We start from the raw sequence: 23,284 nt of genomic DNA on the forward strand, positions 1-23,284 counted from the left end.
GGTCGGCCGTCCCCGCTGGTCGCGCCGGTAGTCTCAGGCCCCGTGGCCCTGGTCGTGCAGAAGTACGGCGGTTCGTCCGTCGCCAACGCCGAACGCGTGAAGCGCGTCGCCGAGCGCGTCGTGCAGGCCAAGAAGAACGGCCACGACGTGGTCGTGGTGGTCTCCGCGATGGGTGACACCACCGACGACCTGCTCGACCAGGCCGAGCAGATCACCGCCGACCCGCCCGGCCGCGAGCTGGACATGCTGCTCACCGCGGGGGAACGCATCTCGATGGCGCTGCTGGCCATCGCCATCTCGGTGCACGGCTACCAGGCGCGTTCGTTCACCGGTTCCCAGGCCGGGGTGATCACCACCTCCAGCCACGGCAAGGCCCGGATCATCGACGTCACCCCCGGCCGGCTGCGGTCCGCGCTCGACGAGGGCTCGATCGTGATCGTCGCCGGGTTCCAGGGCGTCAGCCAGGACACCAAGGACATCACCACGCTGGGCCGCGGCGGCTCGGACACCACGGCGGTGGCCGTGGCCGCGGCCCTGCAGGCCGACGTCTGCGAGATCTACACCGACGTCGACGGCGTGTTCACCGCCGACCCGCGCATCGTCCCCAACGCCCGGCGGCTGGACACCGTCACCTACGAGGAGATGCTGGAGCTCGCCGCCTGCGGGGCGAAGGTCCTCATGCTGCGGTGCGTCGAGTACGCCCGCCGCTACGGCATCCCGGTGCACGTCCGCAGCTCCTACTCCCAGCTCCCCGGCACCACGGTGACCGGCTCGATGGAGGACCTCACGGTGGAACAGGCCATCATCTCCGGCGTCGCGCACGACCGCAGCGAAGGCAAGATCACGGTCTACGGCGTGCCCGACCGGCCGGGTGAGGCCGCCCAGCTGTTCCGCGTGCTGGCCGATGCCGAGATCAACATCGACATGATCGTGCAGAACGTGTCGGGCGCGGCCTCCAAGCTCGCCGACATCTCCTTCACCCTGCCCAAGGCCGACGGCCCCACCGCGCTGGCCGCGCTGGAGAAGGTGAAGAACACCGTCGGGTTCGACCACGTCGAGTTCGACCAGCACATCGGCAAGGTCTCCCTGGTCGGTGCCGGCATGCGCTCGCACCCCGGCGTCTCGGCGAGGTTCTTCGGTGCGCTGGCCGACGCCGGGGTCAACCTCGAGCTGATCAGCACCTCGGAGATCCGCATCTCGGTGGTCTGCCGCGACACCGACCTCGACCTGGCCGTGCGTGCCGTGCACGACGCGTTCGAGCTCGGCTCCGACGTCGAGGCCGTGGTCTACGGGGGGACGGGCCGGTGAGCCCCGCCCCGCAGAGGAGGCCCCTGCACCTGGGCGTCGTCGGCGCCACCGGGCAGGTCGGCGTCGCGATGCGGCAGATCCTGGCCGAGCGCGACTTCCCGCTGGCCAGCGTCCGGTTCTTCGCCTCGGCCCGCTCCGCCGGCACCCGGCTGCCGTGGGGCGACGGCGAGGTCGTCGTCGAGGACGCCGCCACCGCCGACCCCACGGGCCTCGACGTCGCGCTGTTCTCCGCCGGCGCCACCACCTCCCGCGCCCAGGCTCCCCGCTTCGCCGCGGCCGGCGTCACCGTCATCGACAACAGCTCGGCCTTCCGCAAGGACCCGGCCATCCCGCTGGTCTGCAGCGAGGTCAACCCGGGCGACATCGCGAAGGCCGTCTCCGGTGACTCGCCCGGCCGGATCATCGCCAACCCGAACTGCACCACGATGGCCGCGATGCCGGTGCTCAAGCCGCTGCACGACGAGGCCGGGCTCACCCGCATCGTGGCCAGCACCTACCAGGCCGTCTCCGGGTCCGGGGTCGCCGGCGTGCGCGAGCTGCACGGCCAGGCGCAGGCGGTGGTCGCCCACGCCGACCAGCTGGCCTACGACGGGCAGGCGCTGGCCTACCCCGACCCGGCCGTCTACGTCGCCCCCATCGCCTTCAACGTGCTGCCGATGGCCGGGTCGGTCGTCGACGACGGCTCGTTCGAGACCGACGAGGAGCAGAAGCTCCGCAACGAGTCCCGCAAGATCCTCGGCATCCCCGACCTGCGCGTCTCGGGCACCTGCGTGCGGGTCCCGGTCTTCACCGGGCACTCGCTGTCGCTGAACGTGGAGTTCGCACGCGAGCTGACCGTCGAGCGGGCCCGCGAGCTGCTGTCGGGGGCGCCGGGGGTCGCACTGGTCGACGTCCCGACGCCGTTGCAGGCCGCCGGTCAGGACCCCTCCTACGTCGGCCGCATCCGGCAGGACGGCCCGAACGGGTTGGCCCTGTTCGTGTCCAACGACAACCTCCGCAAGGGTGCCGCCCTCAACACGGTGCAGATCGCCGAGCTGATCGCGGCCCGGGGCTGATCGCCCGGGCCGCCACCGGCGGCCTACGGCGCGACGTGCCGCAGCGCGAAGTCCAGCGCGGTCTCCACCTGCCGGATGGTCTCCTCGACCACCAGCGAGCCGTGCCCGGCGTCGAACCGGTACACCTCGTGCGGCTTCGACAGCGCCTCCATGGCTTCCAGGTAGTTGTCGATCTGCCGGATCGGGCACCGGGGGTCGTTCGCCCCGGCCACCACCAGCACCGGGGCGGCGACCGCGCCCACGTAGGTCAGCGGTGACGACCGGCGGTACACCTCGGGCACCTGGTCGGGCGACCCGCCGAACAGCGCCCGGTCGTAGGCCCGCAGGCCCTCCATCTCGTCCTCGTAGGCAGCCAGGTAGTCAGCCACCGGCACCTCGGCGATCCCCGCCGCCCAGCGCTCGGGCTGGGTGCCCAGGCCCAGCAGGGTGAGGAACCCGCCCCAGGACCCGCCGGTGAGGACGCAGCGGTCGGGGTCCACCACGCCCTCGGCGACCAGGGCGTCCTGGACGGCGGCGACGTCCTCGAGCTCGGTGAGCCCGGGCCGGCCGGTGAGGGCGTCGCGCCACGCCGAGCCGTAGCCCGACGAGCCGCGGTAGTTCACGTGCACCACCGCGTAGCCGGCGTCGACGTAGGCCGCGCGGCGGGCCCGGTAGGAGTCGTCGTCGGCGGACTCCGGGCCGCCGTGCACCAGGAACGCGGTGGCGAACGGGCCCTCGCCGGCCGGGCGCACCAGCAGCGCGTGCACGTCACCGCCCGGGCCGGGCACCCACCGGTCCTCCACCGGGTAGGCCGCCGGCGGCTCCGCACCGGGGGCGGCCAGCACGACGGGGCCGTCGGCGCGGCGGATCACCGGGGGGCGCTCCGAGGACGACCAGGCCAGCTCCACCGACCCGTCCGGGCGCGCGGTGGCGCCGCGGACGACGCCGGGCGGGGTGTCCAGCTTCGTCAGCTCGCCGGTGGCCAGCTCGTAGCGGTACAGCTCGCTGCGGGCGGCGTGGTCGTGGCCGACCAGCAGCGCCGACCCGTCGGGGTACCAGCCGGCGGTGACGTCGCCGGGCAGGTCGAGCACCAGCTCGGTCTCGGTGTCGGCGGCGACGTCCCAGACCAGCAGCTCCTCGCGCCCGCGGCGCTCGTGGCCGACCAGCAGCCGCAGGTCACCGGGCACGGGGGAGAAGCCGAGGGCGTGCAGGCCCAGCTCCTCGCCGTCCCACTTCTCGGCCACCACCCACGGGCTGCCGGGTTCGGCCTGCGAGTGCCCGTCGGGGACCGCCGTGAGGTCGAGCACCCGCAGCGCCGGGTAGCGGGGGTCGCCGTGCTCGGAGTGCGAGATCACCAGCCGGTCCTCGTCGCGGGAGAGGGCGTCGACCGAGGCGGTGTCCGGCGTCCGGTAGACCACCCGCGGGGTGCCGCCGACGGGGGCCAGCCACAGCTCGCTGCCGTCGTCGGTGGACCGGCCGACGGCGACCAGGGTGCGACCGATCTCCAGCCCGGCCGGGTAGGCCGGCTCGACCTCGGGGACGGCCACGACGTCCGGGCCGCCGGCGAAGGGCTGGGTGCGCCACACGCCGAACTCGTCGCCGTCGGTGTCGGCGAACCACCAGACCGTCTCGCCGTCGGGGCTCAGGGTGGCCGCCAGCGTGCCGTTGGGCCGGTCGGTGACCTGGCGCTGCTCGCCGCTGTCGCGGTCCCAGGTGTACTGCTCCACCACGCCGGTGACGTCGGAGGCGAACAGGCAGCGCTGCGGGGCGTCCTCGGCCCAGTCGGGCAGCGAGACGCGGGGAGCGCGGAAGCGGGCCTGCCAGCGGGCGGTGACGTCGGGGGGGAGCACGGTCCTCATCCTTCACCTCCCGCCGGCGCCGCTCCCCACCGACGGGGCCACCGGGGCGTCGGGGGTGTCCGCCGCGGCGTCGCGCACGTCGCCGATCAGCCGCTCCAGCACGTCCTCCAGGGCGACCACGCCGAGCACCTCGTCGTCCTCGGTCACCCGGCCCAGGTGCACGCCGGCCTCGCGCATCGCCTGCAGCACCTCGGGCAGCGGCTCGTCGGGGGTGAGCTCGACGAAGGCGTCGAGGGCGTCGTCGGGCAGCGGGCGGTCGCGGTCGGCGCTGCCCAGCACGTCCTTGACGTGCACGTACCCGGCCCACGACCCGTCGGGCCCGCACACCGGGTACCGGCTGAAGCTGTGCTCGGCCACGACCTGCTCGAGCTGGCGCGGGGTGGTGCCGCGGTCGACGGTGACCAGCGTGCCGGCCGGCAGCAGCACCGACCGGGCGTCGTGGGTCTCGAAGGTGAGCGCCCCCTCGGCCAGCTCGGAGACCTCGTCGCCGAGCAGGCCCTGGCTGCGCGACTGGGTGATCATCGAGCGGATCTCGGAGCTGTCGAAGCTGGCCGCGACCTCGTCGGTGGGGGTGACGCCGAACAGCGTGACGAAGGCGTTGGCCGTGCCGTTGAAGAACCAGATCAACGGCTTGAGCACGGTGACGACCTTGGCCATCGGCGGGCCCAGGGCGATCGCGGCGCGGTCGGGGCCGGCGATGGTGATGTTCTTGGGCACCATCTCGCCGAGCACCATGTGCAGGACGGTGACCAGCGCCAGCGCGACCACCAGGGCGATCGGGTGCAGGAACCCGCCCGGCACGCCCGCGGCCTCCAGCGGGACCTCGATCAGGTGCGCCACGGCGGGCTCGCCGACCGCGCCCAGGCCCAGCGAGCACAGGGTGATGCCCAGCTGCGCGCCGGCCATCATCTGCGAGACGTTGCGCATCGCGGCCAGCGTCTTCTGCGCCCGGGCCGAGCCGGCGGCCGCCCGCGGCTCGATCTGGTCGACCCGGGCCGACACCAGAGCGAACTCGGCGGCGACGAAGAAGGCGTTGCCCAGCAGCAGCGCGACCAGGATCGCCAGCGCGAGGACGTCGTTCACGCCTGCGCCACTTCCTGACCGGTCATGCCGGCCGCCTCGTGCTGGCGGGCGGGCAGGTCGTCACCGCGGGGGGACGGCGTGGCCCGCAGCTGCGCCACCCGCCGTCCCTCGGTGCGGGTGACGGCCAACCGGTGGCCCTCCACGGCGACCTCGTCGCCCTCCACGGGCAGCCGGGCCAGCTGCTGGGCCAGGAAGCCGCCCAGGGTCTCGTAGCGGCCCTCGGGCACCGCGATGCCGGTGCGCTCGCGCACCTCGTCGGGCCGCAGCAGGCCCGACAGCAGCCAGTCCTCGCCGTCGCGCCGCAGCCGACGCAGTGGCCGGTCGGTCTCGTCGGTGATCTCCCCGACCAGCTCCTCGACGATGTCCTCCAGCGTGACGATGCCGTGCGTGGCGCCCCACTCGTCCACGACGAGGGCCAGCTGCAGGCCTTCCTCGCGCAGCAGGTCCAGCAGCGGGTCCAGGTGCAGCGAGCTGGGCACGGCCAGCACCGGGCGGGCCAGCTCGCCGGCGGTGCGGGTGCCCCGCTCGGCCTCGGGGACGGCGACGGCCTGCTTGACGTGCACCAGCCCGGTGACGTCGTCGAGGTCGCGGTGCCAGACCGGGAAGCGGCTGTTGCCCGACGCCACCGCCGCCTCGATCACCTCGGCGGCGGTGGCGTGGTCGGGGAGGGTGACCAGCCGCGTGCGCGGCGTCATGACGTCGGTGGCGTACTTGTCGCGCAGCCCCAGCGAGCGGTCCAGCAGCCGGGCGGCGGTGGGGGAGAGGTCGCCCTCCTCCGCGCTGCGCCGGGCCACCGCAGCCAGCTCGCCGGCGCCGCGGGCGTCGTCGAGTTCCTCCCGCGGCTCGAACCCGAGCGCGCGGACGACGGCGTTGGCCAACCGCTGCAGCGCCCGGACGACGAACCCGAACACCGTGGTGAACGCCCGCATCCCGGGGGCCACGACGGAGGCGACGGCCAACGGGCTGGCGATGGCCAGGTTCTTGGGCCCCAGCTCGCCCAGCAGCATCTGCAGCACGGTGGCCAGCGCGATGCCCAGGGCGACCGCCACCGCGGTGGCCTGGCCGGTCGAGAGGCCCAGCGCCTCCAGCGGCCCGTCGAGCAGGCCGCCGAGCGCCGGTTCGGCGAGGTAGCCCACCAGCAGGGTGGTCAGCGTGATGCCCAGCTGGGCCGCCGACAGCTGGGTGGACAGCGACTTCAACGCGGTCACCACGCCGGCGGCGCCCCGTCGTCCGTCCTCGGCGGCCTCGGCGGCCTGGCCGCGGTCGACGGTGGTGAAGGAGAACTCCGCCGCGACGAAGAAGCCCGTCAGCACGGTGAGCGCCACCGCGGCGAGCAGGAGCAGCCACTCGGTCATCGGGGACCAGCGTGGGGGTTGTGCGGCGCAACCGCTCGTCGGCGGGCTGTGCTCTTCAGGACAGCAGCTGCTCCACCCGCCGCGCGACGGCCAGCAGCGCCCGGTCGGCGTCGGGGACCGTCTCCAGGCTCAGGCCGACCGGCAGCCCGGCCGGGGTGGTGCCGCAGGGCAGGGAGACCGCCGGCATGCCCGCGGTGGAGCCCGGGCCGGTGTTCTGGATGGTCGTGCCGAACACGGGCACCTGCTCGCCGCCGAGGTCGGTGGTGTCGTCGTCGCCCAGCGGCGGGGCGACCAGCGGGGTGGTCGGGTAGACCAGGGCGTCGAGCCGGCCGCCGCCGGGCAGCTCGTGGGCGGTGGCGTAGGCCGCGCGCAGCTCCTCGCGCAGCCCCAGGCACTCGGCGTACACCGAGCCCGGGACCGGCTCGCCGACGGCGTGCTCCAGCGCGCCGCGGACGTCGGGGCCGGCCACGCCCGCGAGCAGCTCCTCGAAGGTGGGGCCGTCGGGCAGGCTGCCCAGGTACGCCGGGAGCGTGCGCAGCACCTCGTGGAACACGATCGGGAACCCGCAGCGGGCGTCGAGCTCGTGCGCGGCGACGACGTCGACCTCGACCAGGTCCACGCCGGCGTCGGCGAGGGTGTCCAGCGCGCGGCCCACGGCGTCGGCGACCTCCTCGGCCAGCCCGTCGAAGAACCCGGGCAGCGGCACGCCCAGCCGGAGCATGCGGGCGTGCGGCACGGACGCGGGGTCGCTGCCGGCGACCAGCTGGTCGAGCAGGACGACGTCGGCCACCGTGCTGGCCAGCGCGCCGACGGTGTCCCGCGTGCTGGAGAGCCCGACGACGCCCTCGTGCCCGCCCCACCGGCCCGTGGTGGGCCGGTAGCCCACGACACCGCAGTGCGCCGCGGGCACCCGGACCGACCCGCCGGTGTCGGTGCCCAGCGCGACCGGGACCACCCCGGTGGCCACGGCGACCGCGGACCCGCCGGAGGACCCGCCGGCCGACCGGGTCGGGTCGTGCGGGTTGCGCACCGGCCCGTAGGCGGCGTTGTTGCTGGTGATGCCGAAGGCCAGCTCGTGCAGGTTGGTCTTGCCCACGACCGTCGCGCCGGCCGCGCGCAGGCGGGCGACCGCGTGGTGGTCACGGCCCGGGCGCGACCCGTGCAGCACCGGGGTGCCCCCGCTGGTGGGCAGGTCCAGGACGTCGACGTTGTCCTTGACCGCGATCGGCACCCCGGCCAGGGGACCCTCGGGTGCCAGGTCGGGATCGACGCGGTCGGGGTCGACGACGGCGAGGAAGGCGCCGAGGGGGTCGGTCGCGTGCGCCCGCGCAGCGGCGTCGGTGAGCCGCTCGGCGGCTGTGCCGCCCCGGGTGCGGGCGATGTCGAGACGGTCGAGCCGGGCCATGACGGCGACCCTAGGTCACCGGCCCGACCTCGACCGGCGGAACGCAGCAGGCCCGCTCCCGGGGGGAGCGGGCCTGCTGGCGTGGTCGGGGTGACAGGATTTGAACCTGCGGCCTCGTCGTCCCGAACGACGCGCGCTACCAAGCTGCGCCACACCCCGAGGGCCGACGTGAAGCCTAGCCCACCGGCTGCCGGGACTCGACGGCGGTGTCCCGGGGCACCAGCGTCAGCAGGGTGGCCTCGGGCGGGCAGCAGAACCGGTAGGGCGCGTAGGGGCTGGTGCCCAGGCCCGCCGACACGTGCAGCCAGGTGCCGTGGACGTTGCCCGGTGCCGGCTCGGCCCAGCGGTGCAGCCACCGGGCCTGGTCGCGAGGGATGCCGCAGTTGGTGACCAGCGCACCGTAGAAGGGCACCCGCAGCTGACCGCCGTGGGTGTGGCCCGAGAGCACGAGGTCGTGGCCGTCGGAGGCGAACCGGTCGAGCACCCGGGGCTCGGGGGAGTGCACCAGGCCCAGCCGCAGGTCCGCGGTCGGGTCGGTGGGACCGGCGACGGCGTCGTAGTCGTCGCGCTGCAGGTGGGGGTCGTCGACCCCCCGGACGGCGATGGTGCGGCCGTCGACCTGCACGGTCGCCGTCCCGTTGGTGACGTCGTGCCACCCCCGGGCGAGCATGCCCCTCCGCAGGTCGCGCCAGGGCAGTTCGTCGCCGTGCACCCGCTTGTGGTCGGTCTTGAAGTACTTGAGCGGGTTCTTCGGGCGGGGGGCGTAGTAGTCGTTGCTGGCCAGGCAGAAGATGCCGGGCCGGTCGAGCAGCGGCTCCTGGGCGGCCAGCACTATCGGCACGGTGTCGTGCCCGGCCAGGTTGTCCCCGGTGTTGACCACCAGGTCCGGGTCGAGGGCGTCCAGCGCCGCCACCCAGTCGCGCTTGGACGTCTGGGCGGCCGTCATGTGCAGGTCCGACAGGTGCAGCACGGTCAGCGGCCGCTGACCCGGCGGCAGCACCGGCACGGTGAACCGGCGCAGGGTCCAGTGCACCCGCTCGACGAGGGTGGCGTAGCCGGCGGCGGCGAGCCCCGCTCCGACGACGGCGGCGGGGACGGCGAGGGCAGGACGCACGGGGGGATCGTAGGCGCGTCGCAAGTGTGCCACCGAGTCATGTGGTGACACACTGGTGTGCATGCCCACCACTCGTCCCCGGCACCAGGTCACCGAGACCCCGGAGATCGCGGCCGCCCTCGACCGCGCCGAGCAGCGTTGGCCAGGTGAGCCCCGCAGTCGCCTGTTGATCAGGTTGATCGAGGCCGGCGACGACGCAAGCGCACGGTCCGAGGACGAGAAGATCGCAGCCCGTCGGCGCGCGATCCGGGAGACCGCAGGGAAGTACTCCGGCGCCTTCCCGCCGGGCTACCTGGCCGAGCTGCGGGAGGACTGGCCGGAGTGATCGCGGTCGACGCCAGTGTGCTGATCGGGCAGTTGGCCGGCTCCGATGCCCATCACGAGAGGGCCAGCGAGCTGCTCGACGAGGTTCGGGTGCGCACCCTGCTCGCCCACCAGGTCACCGCCGCGGAGGTGCTGGTGGGTGGGGTCCGGATCGGGCGCGGCGCGGAGATGTCCGCGGACCTGCAGAGGCTCGGGGTGGAGGTCGTCCCGACCGACGACGGGGCGCCGCTGCGGCTGGCCGAGCTGAGGGTGCGCACCGGGCTGAAGCTGCCGGACTGCTGCGTGCTGGACGTCGCGCTCCAGCGGCGGGCCGCGCTGGCCACGTTCGACGACCGTCTCGCCCGCGTTGCACGCGGCATGGGCCTCGACGTGGTCGGCGCGGAACCCACTGGCGGTGCGTGACAGGCTGGTGCTCGTGCCCGACCTCAAGCAGAAGCTGCGCGACGACCTCACCACGGCCATGAAGGCCCGCGACGAGCTGACCACCGCCACCCTGCGCATGGTGCTCGCCGCGGTCACCGCCGAGGAGGTGGCCGGCAAGGAGGCCCGCGAGCTGACCGACGACGAGGTGCAGGCGGTGCTGCGGCGCGAGGCGAAGAAGCGCCGCGAGGCCGCCGAGGCCTTCGCCGGTGCCGGGCGCACCGAGCAGGCCGAGCGCGAGCAGGCCGAGGGCGACGTCGTGGCGGCCTACCTGCCGCAGCAGCTGTCCGACGCCGACCTGACCGCGCTGGTCGCCGAGGTGGTCGCCGCGACCGGGGCCAGCGGCCTGGGCGACATGGGCAAGGTCATGGGCCGGGCGACCAAGGAGGTCGCGGGCCGGGCCGAGGGTGGCCGGGTGGCCGCGGAGGTCCGCCGCCAGCTCGCCTGACCCGCATGCGGCGAGGGCCGGTCGACCACCTGGTCGACCGGCCCTCGCCGTCCGTTCTGCACTGCTGTCCCCGGCCGAGCCGGGGCCGGCTCAGCCGGGTTGGCCGTCGCCGTTGGTGTCGGGGGCGTTGGGGTCGGCCGGTGCGGAGGTCGGCGCCGGGGCGGTGTAGCCCGAGCCGTTGCTGACCTGCACCGACACCGAGCCGCCCTGCTGCACCCGGCTGCCGGCCGGCGGGTTCGTGCCGATCAGCGTGCCGGCCGGCTGGTCGGAGTCGACGCTGGTCTGGCCCGCGAAGCGCAGCCCGGCCGCGGTGATGGCCGACTGGCACTCGCTGGCCGAGCCGCAGCTGGGCACCTGGCGGGTGTTGCCGTTGGCCACCGAGTCATCTGCCGGGGGGAATGCGGCGGTGTCCTGGTTGGACAGGATCGGGAGCATAGCGTCGTGCCAGATGGTGGCGCCCTTCCCACCACCGAACCCACCGACGTTCTGGTTCCCGACCGGGTTGAACACCATCACGCTGGCCGCGTACTCGGGGGTGTAGCCCACGAAGCTGACCGACACGTTCGAGTTGGTGGTTCCGGTCTTGCCCGCGATCTGGTGACCGGGGATGTAGGCCCGGGAGGCGGTCTGGCCGGTGTGGCCGGGCTCGACGTCCCCGCGGAGCATCTGGTTCAGGGTGTTGGCGACCCCGGACGGGATGGCCCCGCGGTTGCAGGAGTTGCCGGTGTCGATGACCGTGCCGTCGGGCAGCGTGGCGGGCGAGCCGTCGGCCCGGGTGATGGACAGCACCGGGTCCGGGTCGCACTGGGTGCCACTGGCGGCCAGGGTCGAGTAGGCGCTGGCCAGGTCGAGCGGGCTCGTGGCATCGGTACCGAAGGTGAACGAACCGCGTTCCTCGGCGATGATCTGGTCGGCCGGGAACTGGTTGGGCCCGCCGAAGTGCATGCCCATGCGCTCGGCCATGCGCACGGGGCCCTCGATGCTGCCCAGGGCGTCCTCCAGCGCCAGGAAGTAGGTGTTGGAGGACATGTACAGCGCGCGGTCCATGTCCAGCGTGGCCGGGTATCCGCGGCCGGCATTCGGCACGTCGTAGAAGCCGGAGCCGTCGCGGTAGACCCGGGAGGTGTAGGGGTCGCTCGTCGTCAGCGTGTAGTACTGCGAGTAGCCCTGCTCGAGGGCTGCGGCAGCGGTGAACACCTTGTAGGTCGAGCCGGAGCCCTTGCTCGGCACCACGTTGAAGTTCACGGACTCGCACGCGGGGTTGTTCGCGTCCGAGCAGAACTGCCGGTTGACGCTCATGGCGAGCAGGTGGCCGGTACCGGGCTCCACCGCGGTGTACGTCGCGACCAGCGGGTCGCCCATCGGCAGGGTGTTCAGCACGCCTTGGTCGCCAGCAGCCTGCATGTCCGGGCGCAGTGTGGTGGTGATGGTGAGCCCGCCGTTGTCGATCTGGTCCTGGCTCATGCCCAGGGTTCCCGTCAGGTACTTCTGCAGGAAGTCGCAGAAGAAGCCGCCCGTGCTGGCACCCACGCAGTTGCGTGCCGGCGGCTGGCCCTCGGCGGTGACCACCGGCTGGGCGGTGGTGTCGGCCAGCTCCTGGTCGGTGATGTGGCCGAGGTCGTGCATGCGGTTGAGCACGGTGTCCCGGCGGGCCTGGGCGGCCTCGGGGTGGGCCAGTGGGTCGTCGTTGGTGGGGCTCTGCACCAGCCCGGCCAGCACCGAGGCCTGGGGCAGCGTCAGGTCGATGGCGTTGACCGAGAAGTAGCGCTGGGCGGCGGCCTGGATGCCGTAGGCCCCGGCGCCGAAGTAGGCGATGTTGAGGTAGCGGGTGAGGATCTCGTCCTTGGTGTAGGTCTCCTCCAGCGCCAGGGCCAATCGGGCCTCGCGCAGCTTGCGGCCGACGGTCTGCTCGTCGGCGGCCTCGCGCTCGGCCGGGGTGGCGGCGGTCTGCAGCAAGGTCTGCTTGACCAGCTGCTGGGTCAGCGTCGAACCACCCTCGGCGACCCCGCCGGCGGCGATGTTGGCGGCCAGCGCGCGCAGCGTGCCCTGCACGTCGAGCCCGTTGTGGTCGTAGAAGCGGCTGTCCTCGATGTCGACGATCGCCTGCTTCATGACCTCGGAGATCTGATCCCCGGTGACCGGTGTGCGGTTCTTCTCGTAGAAGTGCGTGAGCACCTGGCCGTCCGCGGCCAGCACCGTCGTCATGCCGTTGGGGGTCTGGTCGGTCAGCTCGACCGGCAGGGCGTCCAGCAAGGAGGCACTGTTGCGGGCGACCAGCCCGCTGCCGCCCACGAAGGGCAGCATCATGCCGGCGACCAGCGCACCGGCGACCACGATCGTCGCGGCCAGCTTGAACAGCGTGGCGACCTTGGAGACAGCTCTGCTCTCGGACATCGCGAACCAAGGTACCCGGGATCGTCACCCGTTCGGTCGTGTCGAGGTGGACGCGCGGGGCGGTGACGCGGCCTGGTCACACCCGTCACGCAGGCGCTTCCCGGCCGCTGCGCAGACCGTGGCCGGCGGGCGCACCGCACCGCCTCGTCCGGAGCCTCGGGGTGGCCGGACATCTCGCACGGTGGCCGGCTGTTGCCCGGTGCGCACACCGTGCAGGATGTCCGGCCACCCCGAGGTGGGGTCCTGCCCTGCCAGGGGTCAGCGGCGGGCGGGGAGGATGCGGGACCGCGGCGTGCCGGTCCCGGTGTCGCCCTCGGCGGCGGTCAGGGCCGTGGCCATGACCTCGAGGTCGGCCAGGTCGTGCACGTCGCCGGCCGCGGCCGGCACGGTGCGGACGGCGACCTCGGGGTGGGCCTGGCCGAAGCGGTCGGCCAGGCGCTGCTCGCGGGTGGCCTGCGCCATGCGTTCGGCGTGCACCCGCAGCGCACCGGCGGCGAGCTTCGCGCCCTTGCCGCCGGCCTCGGCCACCGCCTCGGCCGCCGCGGCCGCGCGGGTGGCCGACAGCGCCGTCGTCGCCGGCGGGTGGGTGCGGTTGAGCACGAGCCCGGCCAACGGCATGCCCTCGGCCGAGAGGCGGTCGACGAAGTAGGAGGCCTCGCGCAGGGCGTCGGGTTCGGGGGTGGCGACGACGACGAACGCCGTCCCCGGCTTCTTCAGGAGTTCGTAGGTGGCCGTCGCCCGCTCGCGGAAGCCGCCGAACATCGAGTCCAGCGCGGCGATGAAGGTGGCGATGTCGCCGAGCAGCTGCCCGCCCAGGATCTTCGAGATGACCCGGCTGAACAGCCCGAACCCGGCGCTGACCATGCGCAGCCCGGCCCGGCCGCCGGCCCGCGCCGGGGCGGTGAGCACCCGGATCATGGTGCCGTCGAGGAAGCGGGAGAGCCGGTCGGGGGCGTCGAGGAAGTCCAGCGCCGACCGCGAGGGCGGGGTGTCGACGACGATCAGGTCCCAGGTGTCGCGCGCCCGCAGCTGGCCCAGCTTCTCCATGGCCATGTACTCCTGCGTGCCGCCGAAGGACGAGGAGAGCGCCTGGTAGAAGGGGTTGGACAGCACCTGCTCGGCCCGCTCGGGCGTGGAGTGCGCGACCACGACGTCGTCGAAGGTGCGCTTCATGTCCAGCATCATCGCGTGCAGCTCACCGGGTCCACCGGTGTCGATCCGCCGCGGCTCGTTGTCCAGCTCGGCCAGCCCGAGGGACTGCGCGAGCCGCCGGGCGGGGTCGATGGTGAGGACGACGACCGAGCGCCCGGCCGCGGCGGCGGCCAGCCCGAGCGCGGCCGACGTCGTCGTCTTGCCCACCCCGCCGGCGCCGCAGCACACCACGATGCGGGTGGCCGGGTCGCGCACCAGGGCGTCGAGGTCGAGGCCGGTGCTCATCGCAGGACCTCCAGCCGGGTGGCCAGCTCGTGCAGGGCGCCGAGGTCGACCGGCCCGGTGAGCAGCGGCAGCTCGGTGGTGGGGCGCCCCAGCTCGGCGACCCGCCCGCGCAGCTGGTCCTGGGACTGCCAGCGCTGCGCGTGCTCCACCGCCTCGGCGACCAGGCCGGCGGCGATCGCGGGGTCCTCGGGCAGACCGCCGGCGGCCAGCGCCGGGGCGAGCTCGGCCGCGGTGAGCCGGCCCTGGGCGGCCCGGGCCAGGCTGGTGGCCGGCAGCAGCGGCTCGGTGGCCATGTTCACCAGCACGCTGCCGACGGGCAGCCCGGTCGCCTGCAGCTCCTCGATCGCGTCGGCGGTCTCCTGCACGGGCATGTCCTCCAGCAGGGTGACCAGGTGGACCGCGGTCTGCGGCGACCGCAGGACGGCCATCACGCCGTCGCTCTGGGTCTTGATCGGGCCCGAGCGGGCCAGCCCGGCGACCTCGTCGGTGACGTTGAGGAACCGGGTGATCCGCCCGGTCGGCGGTGCGTCGACCACGACGGCGTCGTACACCCGGCGGCCGTCGACCCGGCGGGTGACGGCCTCCTTGATCTTCCCGGTGAGCAGCACGTCGCGCAGCCCCGGGGCGATGGTGGTGGCGAAGTCGACCGCGCCCATCTTCCGCAGCGCACGGCCGGCCCGCTTCATGGAGTAGAAGAGCTCCAGGTACTCCAGCAGGGCCTCGTCGAGGTCGATGGCCAGGGCCTTCACCTCGCCGCCGCCGCGGGCCACGGCCACCCGACGCTCCTCGTAGGGCAGCGGCGGGGTGTCGAACAGCTGGGCGATGCCCTGCCGGCCCTCCGTCTCGACCAGTAGCGTGCGACGCCCGTCGGCGGCCAGGGCCAGGGCGAGGGCGGCGGCGACCGTCGTCTTCCCGGTGCCGCCCTTGCCAGTCACGATGTGGCAGCGCACGGGCGCGGCGTCGGGACTCACCCCCGAAGCCTACGAGCCAGGAGGGGCCCGTCGCCCCCCGACGTCCACGGGCCCGTGCCGGCCCCCGGCGGCGGGGTCGTTCGGCCCGGCCGCCCGCGAGCAGATAGCGTCGCCGACCATGAGCGAACGGACCACCTGGGAGTACGCGACCATCCCGCTGCTGACCCACAACACCAAGGCCATCCTCGACTCCTGGGGGGTCGACGGCTGGGAGCTGGTCACGGTGCTGCCCGGCCCGGGCGGTGGCGACCAGCTCGTGGCCTACCTGAAGCGGCCCTCGGCGTGACGGCGGCCGAGCCGGCCAGCTGGCACGCCCGGTTGGCCGAGCTGGGCCTGCGGCTCCCCCCGGTGGCGGCGCCGGTGGCCTCCTACGTCCCCGCCGTCCGCACCGGCAACCTGGTCATGACCAGCGGGCAGCTGCCCTTCGTCGACGGCGGGCTGCGCCGCACCGGCAAGGTCGGGGGCTCGGTCGAGGCCGAGGACGCCGCCCACGACGCCAAGGTGTGCGCGCTCAACGCCCTGGCCGCCGTCGACGACCTCGTCGGCCTCGACGCGGTCGCCCGGGTGGTGCGCGTGGTCGGCTACGTCGCCTCCGCCGAGGGCTTCACCGGCCAACCGCGCGTGGTCAACGGCGCGTCGGAGCTGATCGGCAAGATCTTCGGCCCGGCCGGTGAGCACGCCCGCTCCGCCGTCGGCGTCGCCGAGCTGCCCCTGGGGTCGCCGGTCGAGGTCGAGCTCACCGTCGAGCTGCGCTGACCCCCGCATGAGCGCCACGGAGCCCTCCGCCCAGCCGCGCCAGGCGGCCACCGTGCTGTTGCTGCGCGACGGGCCGGACGGCGTCGAGGTGCACCTGCAGCGGCGTACCCGGGGGATGCCCTTCGCCGGCGGCATGACCGCCTACATCGGCGGCGGGGTGGACCCCCGCGACGGCGACGCCGACCTGGACTGGGTGGGCCCGGGGCCGGCCAGCTGGGCCACGACCTGGGGGTGCGACGAGGCGGTGGCCCGTCAGCTCGTGTGCGCCGCCGTGCGGGAGACCTTCGAGGAGGCCGGGGTGCTGCTGGCCGGCCCGGCGTCGGGCGGGGTCGTGCCCGACGTGTCCGGCCCCGGGTGGGAGGCCCAGCGGCAGGCGCTGCTGACCCGCGAGCTCGCGCTGTCGGACCTGCTCGCGGCCCGCGGGCTGGCCCTGCGCGCGGACCTCCTGCGGCCCTTCGCGCACTGGATCACGCCGCCGGTGGAGCCCCGCCGCTACGACACCAAGTTCTTCGCCGCCGCCCTGCCGGACGGTCAGGAGGCGCAGGACGTCTCGGGGGAGGCCGACGAGGCCGGGTGGTCGACCGCGGCCGCGGCGCTGGCCGAGTACGAGGCCGGCACCCGCCCGATGCTCCCGCCCACCGTGCACACGCTCGGTCAGCTGGCCGCCTTCCCCGACGTCGCAGCCGTGCTGGCCGGCTCGCCGCCGGCGCCGCTGGAACCGATCAGCCCGACCTTCAGCGAGGACGCCGACGGCCAGACGTGGGCCGAGCTGCCCGACGGCACCCGCATCCGGCTCGTCGCCCCGCTGTGACATCGCGGTCCTGCGGACCGCAACGCGAGAGGCCCAGAACCGGTGCGGTTCTGGGCCTCTCGCGTTCGACGGGTCAGCGTGCGCGGCGGCGGAGGCGGTCCTCGTCGAGGACGACGACCGACTTGCCCTGCAGCTGGATCCAGCCACGGTGCACGAAGTCGGCCAGCGCCTTGTTCACCGTCTCGCGGGAGGCGCCGACCAGCTGGGCCAGCTCCTCCTGCGTCAGGTCGTGCTTGACCCGCAGACCGTCGGACTCGCGGGAGCCGAACCGGTCGGCCATCTGCAGCAGCGCCTTGGCCACGCGGCCGGGCACGTCGGTGAAGATCAGGTCGGCGACCGAGTCGTTGGTGCGGCGCAGGCGGCGGGCCAGCACCTGCAGCAGCCGCTCGCCGACCTCGGGGTGCGCCTCGATCCAGGGCCGCAGCATCTGCTGCGGCATCTTGGCCAGCCGGACGTCGGTGACCGCGGTGGCGGTGGCGGTGCGCGGGCCGGGGTCGAAGACCGACAGCTCGCCGAACTGGTCGGAGGGGCCCATCACGGCCAGCACGTTCTCGCGCCCGTCGGGGGAGCGGCGGGAGAGCTTGATCTTGCCGGAGAGCACCACGTAGAGGCTGTCGCCGGGCTCGCCCTCGTTGAACACCACCCGGCCGCGGGGCAGGTTCACGGTCTCCAGGCCGCTGGCCGTGGGCTCCACGGCCTCGGGGGACAGCCCCTGGAACAGACCGGACTGGGCAAGGACCTCGTCCACCAGTGCACCTCTCGTACGACGTCGTCGCGGGCTCAGCGATCACCCACGTCCGGAGGCAGTCTAGGGCCTGTGGGGGGACTCACCGTGCGGAGCGTCACCGGCATGCCCGGAAAGGGGTGGGACCGCTCAGTCCGACGGGCGCTGCGCGGTGACGGCCGCGCGGGCCCGGACGGCGCCCGAGGTACGCCGGCGCCGCCAGCGCTCCATGGCCCGCCGGATGCCCGAGTGCGCGAGCTCGTCGACGTCGCCGGGCGTGGCCGAGGCGAGGAACTCCTCGACCTGGCGCTGCGAGGTCGGCCGGCGCAGGGGTTCCTCCACCCGCTCCATGACCAGGAGGAAGGCGATCACCAGCGGGGGGAACAGGATGACGACGAGGGCGACCACCTGGTGCCTCCTCCGTGTCGTGCGACTGCGTGCTGGACCGTGCGCGGTGTGCGGTGCCCCGGTGCGGCGGGTCCGACACCTGCCGGTGACGGGTGGGTCTGCTGGGACGAGCATGACAGAACGGCGCTGTCGGTGGGCCCGCCTACCCTCGGTCGCGTGTCCGCCTCCGCCTTCCCCGCGCCCCCGACGAGGCCCGCCCGGGCCGTCCGGCTGGGCCTGTCGCCGGTCGACCCGGCCGAGACACCGCTGGGCCGCACCCGCCGGGCCCGGCGCATGGCCCGCGACCTCGCGCTGATCCACCCCGACGCGCACTGCGAGCTCGACTTCACCACCCCGCTCGAGCTGCTGGTCGCCACCGTCCTGTCGGCGCAGACCACCGACCGCACCGTCAACACGGTCACCCCCACCCTCTTCGCCCGGTACCCCACGGCGGCCGCCTACGCCGGGGCCGACCGCGAGGAGCTGGAGACGATCCTCAAGCCCACCGGCTTCTTCCGGGCCAAGGCGAACTCGGTGCTGGGTCTGGGGCGGGCGCTGGTCGAGCAGTTCGACGGCGAGGTGCCCGCGCGGCTCGAGGACCTCGTGACGCTGCCCGGGGTGGGCCGCAAGACCGCCAACGTGGTGCTCGGCAACGCCTTCGGCGTCCCGGGGCTGACGGTGGACACGCACTTCGGCCGGCTGGTGCGCCGCTTCGGCTGGACGGCGGAGGACGACCCGGTCAAGGTCGAGTCCGAGATCGCGCCGCTGATCCCGAAGAAGGAGTGGACCGACTTCTCCCACCGCGTGATCTTCCACGGCCGGCGGGTCTGCCACGCGAAGAAGCCGGCCTGCGGGGCGTGCGGGCTGGCCCGCTCGTGCCCCTCCTTCGGTACCGGCCCGGTCGACCCGCTGCTGGCCGCGACGCTGGTCAAGACCCCGGCCGCCTCGGACACGCTGTGAGGCGGCTCGCCGTGGCGCTCGCGGCTGCGCTGGTCGCCCTGGCCGGTTGCACGTCCTCGGGTGCACCCGAGGACGCGGGCGCCGGGTTGGACACCGGTGTCCAGGACGTCGACACCGCGCTGCAGTCCTGCCCCGAGCAGACCGGTGACCCCGTCACCGCCGCCGATGCGCTCCCGCCGTTGACCTTCGACTGCATCGGCGGCGGCACCCTCGACCTGACCCGCGCGCCCGGGGTGCCCACGGTGATCAACGTGTGGGGGTCCTGGTGCGGGCCGTGCCGGGAAGAGCTTCCGATCGTGCAGCAGCTCGCCGACGCCGCCGGCGACCAGGTGCAGGTCCTCGGCCTGGTCTCCACCGACACGCTGACCGCCGCTGACTCCTTCGCCGCCGACGCGGGCGTCACCTACCCGAACGCCTTCGACCAGCAGGGTGACCTGCTGTCGGAGGAGGGGCTGCGGGGGGCGCCCTACACCTTCTTCGTGTCCGCCGACGGCGCGCTCACGTACACGCAGTCGGGCGCCGTCGACTCGCTCGAGGAGTTCGAGCAGCTGGTCGCCGACCACCTCGGCGTCACCCTGTGAGCCCCGACCTGACCGGTGTCCCCGAGCACGTGCGGGCGCTGGTCGCCTCCGCCGACGCGCTGCCGCTGCGCCACCGCATGGGCGACGCCACCGACACCGCGCGCCGATCGGCAGTGCTCATCCTGTTCGGCGAGACCGCCCGCGGCCACGACGTCCTGCTGATCGAGAAGTCGACCCGCCTGCGCACGCACGCCGGGCAGCCGGCCTTCCCGGGTGGGGGCGCCGAGCCGGGGGAGGACTACCCGGTGGGCACCGCCCTGCGCGAGGCCTGGGAGGAGGCCGGGGTCGAGCCGGCGTCCGTGCGCGTGCTGGGCACGCTGCCCGAGCTGTTCCTGGGGCCCAGCGACAACCTGGTCGTCCCGGTCGTGGGCTGGTGGGACGACCCCCGCGAGACGGTCACCGGTGACCCGTTCGAGGTCGCGCAGGTGGCCCGGGTGCCCCTGGCCGAGCTGGTCGACCCGGCTCGCCGGTTCCGGGTCCGGCACCCCTCGGGCTACGTCGGGCCGGCCTTCGAGGCCGCCGGCATGGTCGTGTGGGGGTTCACCGGCGGGGTGCTGGACGCCGTCCTGACCGCCGCGGAGGTGGCCCGCCCGTGGGACGAGCGCGACGTCCGCGACCTCGCCGCCGAGCAGGAGCGCGTGCGCGGCGCCGCGGCGGTGGTCGAGGAACCGGCCGACCGCGCCGCGCCGACGGTGGCGCAGGAGCCGCCGTCCACAGCCGCGCCGCGTACGGTCCTCGGGCGATGACGACGAACCGAGCCCGGGTCCTGGGCGGCCTGCTGGTCGCCCTCCTGCTCGCCCTGGGCCTCGTCGGGTGCAGCAACCGCACGCCGGCCACGCCCGACCCGACCCGCACGCCCGACGCCGGGGTGGGGGAGGTGACCACCGCGCCCGACGGGGTGCAGGAGATCACCATCGAGACCGGTGACGACTACGTCTTCACCCCTGACGCGTTCACCGTGGCGCCGGGGCAGGTGCGGCTGACGGTGACCAGCGTGGCCACCCAGCTGACCCACAACTTCATGTTCACCACCGGCGCCGGGCCGGTGGACATCACCGAGCAGATCCCGCTGCTGGCCCCGGGGCAGAGCGAGACCATCGAGTTCACCGTCACCGAGCCGGGCGACTACCCCTTCGAGTGCACGTTCCACACGGCGCTGGGCCAGGTCGGCACGATGACCGTGACCGGCTCGCCGGCGGCGACCACCGCGAACGGCTGACCGGTGTCCCTCGTCGACCTGGTGCTCATCGCGCTGGCCCTGCTGTTCGCGCTGTCGGGTTTCCGCCAGGGGCTCATCGTGTCGGCCGCGTCGTTCATCGGCTTCTTCGGCGGTGCGGTGGCGGGGGCGCAGCTGTCCGGGCCGGTCGCCGACGAGCTGGGCGGGTCGTCGCTGTCGCGGGTGTTCGTCGCCCTCGTGGTGGTGCTGGCCGGCGCACTGCTCGGCCAGGTGGTCGCCGGGTGGCTGGGCCGCGCGATTCGGCGCACCGTCACCTGGGAGCCGGCCAAGGTCGTCGACTCCGTGGCCGGCGCGGCCATCTCGGCGGTGGCCGTGCTGCTGGTCGCCTGGATGGTGGCCACGCCGCTGGCCAACTCGGCGTTCCCGGCCGTGGCCAGCCAGGTGCGGCAGTCCACGCTCGTGCAGGCCGTCGACCAGGGCGTCCCCGACGGCGTCCGGTCGCTCTACGACTCGCTGCGCGAGGCCATCGACCGGCGGGGCCTGCCCGACGTCCTGGGCCCGCTGACCCCCACCCAGGTGCGCGACGTCCCCGTGCCCGACCAGGCCCTCGCGCAGAGCGCGGTGGTGGCGCAGGTGCAGGGCTCGGTGGTCAAGATCAGCGGTGTCGCGGCGTCGTGCTCCCGGCAGATCGACGGGTCGGGCTTCGTCTTCGCCCCCGAGCGGGTGATGACCAACGCGCACGTGCTGGCCGGCGTCAGCGAGCCCACGGTCGAGACCGAGGGCGAGGACTACCCCGCCTACCCGGTGTACGTCGACGAGGAGACCGACGTCGCGGTGCTGGCCGTGCCCGGCCTGCCGCAGACGCCGCTGGAGTTCGCCGCCACCCCCGCCGACTCCGGCGCCGACGCGATCGTCATGGGCTACCCGGGCGGCGGCGGGCTCTACGTCGGCGCGGCCCGGGTGCGCGACCGGGGCGCCATCAGCGGTCCCGACTTCCGCGGCGAGCAGACCGTCGTCCGCGACGTGTACGCCCTGTACGGCCAGGTGCGCGCCGGCAACTCCGGTGGGCCGCTCCTGGCCTCCGACGGTACGGTGCTCGGCGTCGTGTTCGCCTCCGCCGTCGATGACCCCGACACCGGGTACGCCCTGACCGACGACCAGGTGGCCGACGCCGTCGCCCAGGGCCGCACCGCCTCGAGCCCCGTCGACACCGGCCCCTGCGAGTGAGGCAGCCCGGCCGCGGCCGGGCGGGGGTCAGCGGGCCCAGGCGACGATGGCCCGGCTGACCTCGTCGGGGCTCTCCTCGTGCGGGAAGTGGCCCACCCCCGGCAGCTCCCGCCACTCGTAGGCGCCCGCGACGTACCGCCCCGAACCAGCGGCGGTGCGCAGCAGCACGCAGGGGTCGAGCGTGCCGTGCAGCTGCAGGGTGGGTGCGGTGACCGGCGCAGTCATGCGGCGGGCGTAGCGCAGCCCGTCGGGCCGGAACTGCGAGCGGAAGGCCCAGCGGTGGAACTCCATCGCCCCGTAGGCGGCCTGCGGGATGCGGGCGGCGTCGCGGTAGCGCGCGACGGCGTCGGCGAAGTCGGTGGTGTGCACCCAGCTCGGCCCGGCCCAGCGGCGGACGAGGTCGGCCACGGGGTCGTCGTCGGCGCGGGTCAGCCGGCGCTCGGGCAACCGGGGGAGCTGGTAGCGCAGGGCGTACCGGGACGCGTGCCGCTGTCCGGGGTGGGTCATGGCCGACCGCAGCTCGCGCGGGTGCGCCGAGGACACGACGACCAGCGAGCGCACGCTGCGCGGGTGCAGGGCGGCCATGGTCCAGCCGACCAGGCCGCCCCAGTCGTGCCCGACGACGACGGCGTCGTCCTCGCCGAGCGCCCGGACGACGGCGGCGACGTCGGCCGACAGCGTGGGGAGGTCGTAGCCGCGCGGGGGCTTGTCGCTGCCCCCGTAGCCGCGCAGGTCCACGGCCACCGCCCGGAAGCCGGCGTCGGCGAGGGCGACGAGCTGGTGCCGCCAGGCCCACCAGAACTGCGGGTAGCCGTGCACGAGCAGCACCAGCGGGCCCTCGCCGAGCTCGGCGGCGTGCAACCGCACCCCGTTCGCGGAGATGTCCCGGTGCCGCCACGGCCCCGGGACGAGGGCGCTGGTCGCGTCGGGGGCGGTCACCCCAGGCGGGCGTGCGGGTCGGCCTTCACGACCTCGCCACCGCGCACGGTGGGCAGGTCGTGCTGGCGCTGACCCGGGGCCTCACGACGCATGACGTCGGGGAGGTCCTTGAGCGTCTCGATGGTGCGCTCGGGCTTGCGGAACTTCTTGGTCAGCCGGATGCCGACGACGATGACCAGCGCGCCGACCAGCACCAGACCGGCGAAGACGATGAGGTAGGCGATCCAGCGGGCCAGGCCCAGCCAGGTGATGAACTCGGCGATCGCGATGAACAGGAAGATCGACGCGAAGGCCAGCATCACCCCGCCGGCGGCGATCAGGCCCCCGCCGATGCCCACCTTCTTCACCGAGGCGCCGACCTCGGCCTTGGCCAGCTCGACCTCGCTGCGGATGAGGGTGGAGACGTCGGCCATGGCGCTCTGCACCAGCGAGCCGATCGACGGCTGCTCGGGACCGGCCGGCAGGCCGGACGGTCGGGTGCTGGGGGCGCTGTGGGCCACGGGTGTCTCCTCGGTGGTGCGACGCGGCGGACCGCGCTGTCGAACCATGATCGTGCCCTACGCTGGGCCG

At 74.3% G+C, this 23,284-nt stretch carries 25 protein-coding genes and 1 tRNA gene; 13 read left to right on the top strand and 13 right to left on the bottom strand.

Features of this window, described 5'->3' with window-relative positions; genetic code table 11:
• Positions 1-42 precede the first annotated feature (42 nt).
• Positions 43-1,308: an aspartate kinase gene (locus TEK04_RS12170; RefSeq protein ID WP_336404606.1), complete on the top strand. Its 1,266-nt coding sequence runs from the start codon at positions 43-45 to the stop codon at positions 1,306-1,308.
• The gene (locus TEK04_RS12175) at positions 1,305-2,363 is read left to right on the top strand and encodes an aspartate-semialdehyde dehydrogenase (RefSeq protein ID WP_336404607.1); all 1,059 of its coding nucleotides are present in this window, start codon (positions 1,305-1,307) and stop codon (positions 2,361-2,363) included. The genes TEK04_RS12170 and TEK04_RS12175 overlap by 4 nt, the downstream gene beginning before the upstream one ends.
• Positions 2,364-2,386: 23 nt before the next feature.
• Here the strand turns inward: TEK04_RS12175 and TEK04_RS12180 are convergent, their stop codons facing one another.
• From TEK04_RS12180 to TEK04_RS12205, 6 genes are all read right to left on the bottom strand, one after another.
• Positions 2,387-4,201, bottom strand: a complete 1,815-nt coding sequence (locus TEK04_RS12180; protein WP_336404608.1) for a S9 family peptidase — start codon at positions 4,199-4,201, stop codon at positions 2,387-2,389.
• A 3-nt stretch (positions 4,202-4,204) separates the two neighbouring features.
• A complete protein-coding gene (locus tag TEK04_RS12185; protein WP_336404609.1) occupies positions 4,205-5,284 on the bottom strand; it encodes a hemolysin family protein in 1,080 nt (359 codons plus the stop codon).
• Positions 5,281-6,639: a hemolysin family protein gene (locus TEK04_RS12190; RefSeq protein WP_336404610.1), complete on the bottom strand. Its 1,359-nt coding sequence runs from the start codon at positions 6,637-6,639 to the stop codon at positions 5,281-5,283. The genes TEK04_RS12185 and TEK04_RS12190 overlap by 4 nt, the downstream gene beginning before the upstream one ends.
• A 55-nt stretch (positions 6,640-6,694) precedes the next feature.
• A complete protein-coding gene (locus TEK04_RS12195; RefSeq protein ID WP_336404611.1) occupies positions 6,695-8,044 on the bottom strand; it encodes an amidase family protein in 1,350 nt (449 codons plus the stop codon).
• 82 nt (positions 8,045-8,126) lie between these two features.
• Positions 8,127-8,203, bottom strand: a tRNA-Pro gene (locus TEK04_RS12200).
• 16 nt (positions 8,204-8,219) lie between these two features.
• Positions 8,220-9,158: a metallophosphoesterase gene (locus TEK04_RS12205; protein ID WP_336404612.1), complete on the bottom strand. Its 939-nt coding sequence runs from the start codon at positions 9,156-9,158 to the stop codon at positions 8,220-8,222.
• Positions 9,159-9,219: 61 nt separating this feature from the next.
• Here TEK04_RS12205 and TEK04_RS12210 point away from each other — a divergent pair, with 61 nt between their 5' ends.
• From TEK04_RS12210 to TEK04_RS12220, 3 genes are read left to right on the top strand one after another with little or no spacing between them, the layout of a single operon-like run.
• Positions 9,220-9,483 (top strand): hypothetical protein, encoded by a 264-nt coding sequence (locus tag TEK04_RS12210; RefSeq protein ID WP_336404613.1) that lies wholly within the window; start codon positions 9,220-9,222, stop codon positions 9,481-9,483.
• Positions 9,480-9,884, top strand: coding sequence for a type II toxin-antitoxin system VapC family toxin (locus TEK04_RS12215; RefSeq protein ID WP_336404614.1), 405 nt, complete (start codon positions 9,480-9,482; stop codon positions 9,882-9,884). Before TEK04_RS12210 ends, TEK04_RS12215 begins: the two co-directional genes overlap by 4 nt.
• Positions 9,877-10,350: a GatB/YqeY domain-containing protein gene (locus tag TEK04_RS12220; protein ID WP_336404615.1), complete on the top strand. Its 474-nt coding sequence runs from the start codon at positions 9,877-9,879 to the stop codon at positions 10,348-10,350. Before TEK04_RS12215 ends, TEK04_RS12220 begins: the two co-directional genes overlap by 8 nt.
• Before the next feature lie 90 nt (positions 10,351-10,440).
• Here the strand turns inward: TEK04_RS12220 and TEK04_RS12225 are convergent, their stop codons facing one another.
• The 3 genes from TEK04_RS12225 to bagA all read right to left on the bottom strand — a co-directional run bounded on the left by TEK04_RS12225 (position 10,441) and on the right by bagA (position 15,152).
• The gene (locus TEK04_RS12225) at positions 10,441-12,744 is read right to left on the bottom strand and encodes a penicillin-binding protein (RefSeq protein ID WP_336404616.1); all 2,304 of its coding nucleotides are present in this window, start codon (positions 12,742-12,744) and stop codon (positions 10,441-10,443) included.
• A gap of 258 nt (positions 12,745-13,002) precedes the next feature.
• The gene (gene bagB / locus TEK04_RS12230) at positions 13,003-14,181 is read right to left on the bottom strand and encodes an ATPase BagB (protein WP_336404617.1); all 1,179 of its coding nucleotides are present in this window, start codon (positions 14,179-14,181) and stop codon (positions 13,003-13,005) included.
• A complete protein-coding gene (bagA, locus tag TEK04_RS12235) occupies positions 14,178-15,152 on the bottom strand; it encodes an ATPase BagA (protein WP_336404618.1) in 975 nt (324 codons plus the stop codon). Before bagA ends, bagB begins: the two co-directional genes overlap by 4 nt.
• 118 nt (positions 15,153-15,270) lie before the next feature.
• Here bagA and sp36 point away from each other — a divergent pair, with 118 nt between their 5' ends.
• The 3 genes from sp36 to TEK04_RS12250 are packed head-to-tail and all read left to right on the top strand — an operon-like array spanning position 15,271 to position 16,719.
• On the top strand, positions 15,271-15,438 hold the full coding sequence (gene sp36 / locus TEK04_RS12240) for a Sp36 family protein (protein ID WP_091058056.1): 168 nt from the start codon (positions 15,271-15,273) through the stop codon (positions 15,436-15,438).
• Positions 15,435-15,908 carry a RidA family protein gene (locus TEK04_RS12245; RefSeq protein WP_336404619.1) on the top strand — a complete coding sequence of 158 codons (474 nt, stop codon included), beginning with the start codon at positions 15,435-15,437 and terminating at the stop codon, positions 15,906-15,908. The genes sp36 and TEK04_RS12245 overlap by 4 nt, the downstream gene beginning before the upstream one ends.
• Before the next feature lie 7 nt (positions 15,909-15,915).
• Positions 15,916-16,719 carry an NUDIX hydrolase gene (locus tag TEK04_RS12250; protein WP_336404620.1) on the top strand — a complete coding sequence of 268 codons (804 nt, stop codon included), beginning with the start codon at positions 15,916-15,918 and terminating at the stop codon, positions 16,717-16,719.
• Positions 16,720-16,792: 73 nt separating this feature from the next.
• Here TEK04_RS12250 and TEK04_RS12255 read toward each other — a convergent pair whose 3' ends face one another.
• Both TEK04_RS12255 and TEK04_RS12260 read right to left on the bottom strand, forming a co-directional pair.
• On the bottom strand, positions 16,793-17,467 hold the full coding sequence (locus tag TEK04_RS12255) for a Crp/Fnr family transcriptional regulator (protein WP_336404621.1): 675 nt from the start codon (positions 17,465-17,467) through the stop codon (positions 16,793-16,795).
• Positions 17,468-17,593: 126 nt separating this feature from the next.
• Positions 17,594-17,851 (bottom strand): hypothetical protein, encoded by a 258-nt coding sequence (locus tag TEK04_RS12260; protein ID WP_336404622.1) that lies wholly within the window; start codon positions 17,849-17,851, stop codon positions 17,594-17,596.
• Positions 17,852-18,007: 156 nt separating this feature from the next.
• On the opposite strand from TEK04_RS12260, the gene nth reads away from it, so the two are divergent.
• The 5 genes from nth to TEK04_RS12285 are packed head-to-tail and all read left to right on the top strand — an operon-like array spanning position 18,008 to position 21,775.
• Positions 18,008-18,790: an endonuclease III gene (nth, locus tag TEK04_RS12265; protein WP_336404623.1), complete on the top strand. Its 783-nt coding sequence runs from the start codon at positions 18,008-18,010 to the stop codon at positions 18,788-18,790.
• The gene (locus TEK04_RS12270) at positions 18,787-19,371 is read left to right on the top strand and encodes a TlpA family protein disulfide reductase (RefSeq protein ID WP_336404624.1); all 585 of its coding nucleotides are present in this window, start codon (positions 18,787-18,789) and stop codon (positions 19,369-19,371) included. Before nth ends, TEK04_RS12270 begins: the two co-directional genes overlap by 4 nt.
• A complete protein-coding gene (locus TEK04_RS12275; protein ID WP_336404625.1) occupies positions 19,368-20,117 on the top strand; it encodes an NUDIX hydrolase in 750 nt (249 codons plus the stop codon). Before TEK04_RS12270 ends, TEK04_RS12275 begins: the two co-directional genes overlap by 4 nt.
• Positions 20,114-20,590, top strand: coding sequence for a plastocyanin/azurin family copper-binding protein (locus TEK04_RS12280; protein WP_336404626.1), 477 nt, complete (start codon positions 20,114-20,116; stop codon positions 20,588-20,590). The genes TEK04_RS12275 and TEK04_RS12280 overlap by 4 nt, the downstream gene beginning before the upstream one ends.
• Positions 20,591-20,593: 3 nt before the next feature.
• Positions 20,594-21,775, top strand: a complete 1,182-nt coding sequence (locus TEK04_RS12285) for a MarP family serine protease (protein ID WP_336404627.1) — start codon at positions 20,594-20,596, stop codon at positions 21,773-21,775.
• 27 nt (positions 21,776-21,802) lie between these two features.
• Here the strand turns inward: TEK04_RS12285 and TEK04_RS12290 are convergent, their stop codons facing one another.
• Positions 21,803-22,714: an alpha/beta fold hydrolase gene (locus TEK04_RS12290; RefSeq protein ID WP_336404628.1), complete on the bottom strand. Its 912-nt coding sequence runs from the start codon at positions 22,712-22,714 to the stop codon at positions 21,803-21,805.
• The gene (locus TEK04_RS12295) at positions 22,711-23,214 is read right to left on the bottom strand and encodes a phage holin family protein (RefSeq protein WP_336404629.1); all 504 of its coding nucleotides are present in this window, start codon (positions 23,212-23,214) and stop codon (positions 22,711-22,713) included. The genes TEK04_RS12290 and TEK04_RS12295 overlap by 4 nt, the downstream gene beginning before the upstream one ends.
• Between the last annotated feature and the right edge of the window lie 70 nt (positions 23,215-23,284).

This window comes from Klenkia sesuvii, assembly GCF_037083825.1.
Taxonomy (GTDB): domain Bacteria; phylum Actinomycetota; class Actinomycetes; order Mycobacteriales; family Geodermatophilaceae; genus Klenkia; species Klenkia sesuvii.